At 46.4% G+C, this 1,416-nt stretch carries 3 protein-coding genes and 1 pseudogene; 3 read left to right on the top strand and 1 reads right to left on the bottom strand.

The genetic code is table 11. The features are described 5' to 3' along the window. Positions 1–187: 187 nt before the first annotated feature. From AABK37_RS41365 to AABK37_RS41355, 3 genes and pseudogenes are all read left to right on the top strand, one after another. Positions 188–250: pseudogene (locus tag AABK37_RS41365) on the top strand (hypothetical protein); the annotation flags it as partial. Between the two features lie 28 nt (positions 251–278). Further along, on the top strand, positions 279–800 hold the full coding sequence (locus tag AABK37_RS41360) for a hypothetical protein (RefSeq protein ID WP_432557174.1): 522 nt from the start codon (positions 279–281) through the stop codon (positions 798–800). Continuing rightward, positions 718–972, top strand: coding sequence for a transposase (locus AABK37_RS41355; RefSeq protein WP_432557173.1), 255 nt, complete (start codon positions 718–720; stop codon positions 970–972). The genes AABK37_RS41360 and AABK37_RS41355 overlap by 83 nt, the downstream gene beginning before the upstream one ends. A gap of 125 nt (positions 973–1,097) precedes the next feature. Here AABK37_RS41355 and AABK37_RS41350 read toward each other — a convergent pair. Then, the coding region (locus AABK37_RS41350) for a zinc ribbon domain-containing protein (RefSeq protein ID WP_432557172.1) at positions 1,098–1,416 on the bottom strand (319 nt) is incomplete at its 5' end.

Genomic DNA, 1,416 nt, shown 5'->3' with positions numbered 1-1,416 from the left:
TCGTTTAGCATACACCCCTCCTAATTTTCTGACTGGAGGGGATTTTATTGCTTAAGTGCCCCTTCCTCGATCGCCTATGCATAGTAACTAGCAACTTGGGTTACTAACGACATAAATTACTTTTAAACAGAGTCGCGCAGCAGCTTAATAAAGTTGAAACCCGTAGTTTTTCCTCGTCAGGATCAAGGTGATTTTTCACCCATACCATCGCTTGGTTGTCAATGGCATCCTATGGATACTCAGAACTGGGGCACCGTGGCGAGACCTACCAGAACGCTATGGAAAGTGGGTTCATGGTGGCAACACGGTTTTATCGATGGCAAAAAGCTGGGGTTTGGAATCAAATCTTAGAACACCTTCAAGCGATCGCCGATCGGCAAGGAATGCTTGTAGTGACGATTCATTATGTCGATGGAACAGTTGTACGCGCCCACGACTCACGCCGCAGGTGGAAAAAAAAGGGCAATGAAGACGAAGCTGTAGGGCGTACACGCGAGTGGATTCAGTACAAAAATACACATACGTTGCTAGGGTCAAGGCAAACCAATAACTTTTATTCTTACTCCAGGGAGCGCGTAACGAGTCGATTTTTCGCAGAACTTTTGATGGAACAAGGTGCGGTCAAGCGTTCTGGTCGGGGTCGCCCACGCATTCGCCCTTTAAGATTAGTCGGAGATAAAGGTTACACAGGTCGCTTAGTCTGCCGGACAGAATCTTTTGTCCGGCAGACTAAGCGACCGAATACGCAATTACTTACGTCGTCGCGGTATCCGTCTAACAATTCCACGACTCTCCAATGAACCACGTCGTGGCTCGTTTAGCCGTGAAATCTACCGTCAACGCAACGTTGTTGAGAGGGCTATCAACCGACTCAAACAATTTCGCCGCATCGCCACCCGATGTGAAAAACTTGCAGCAAATTATACAGCCATGCCAAGCGATCGCTTCCATTATTTTGTGGTTCTAGTTTGAAAACACGCCCTAGTCGCTTTCCCTGGGGGAAGTGCTTTCACTCCTGCGTCTGGAGGATAGGACTTGAGTTTTCTAGGATACTTACTCTCACCTACATGGCTATTAAGTTGTCAGCAGTAGGGTCTTTAAGAGTGCGCCCAACCTATGTTGGTTTCCCTACTGAAGCCGCCCATCCCTGGAACTAGTCCATTTCGGACGAACGAATCGCACTCTCTATCCATCACACAACCACATTTACAGGCGTGAGTTCTGGTGGATAGTGTTTTGTTTACAATTTCACCACAGCGAGAGCATTCTTGACTTGTATATTGCGGATTGACCGCAACTGTGACTCGTTTAAATACTTTCAGTAAACCAAAAAGTTTTCTCCTCAGGGCGATCGCTAAAAAATTTTGTAGTAGATGATACTTTTTATTCAGCAAATATTGAACCAGCAAGACTAGG

The organism is Tolypothrix sp. VBCCA 56010, from assembly GCF_050875635.1.
Taxonomy (GTDB): Bacteria; Cyanobacteriota; Cyanobacteriia; order Cyanobacteriales; family Nostocaceae; genus Hassallia.
The sequence above is the reverse complement of the archived record's forward strand: the minus strand, read 5'-3'. Positions and strand labels throughout refer to the sequence as shown.

Excerpts from the sequence above, each read along its gene's own strand:
- AABK37_RS41360 (WP_432557174.1), top strand. The coding sequence starts at position 279 with ATGGAAAGTGGGTTCATGGTGGCAACACGGTTTTATCGATGGCAAAAA.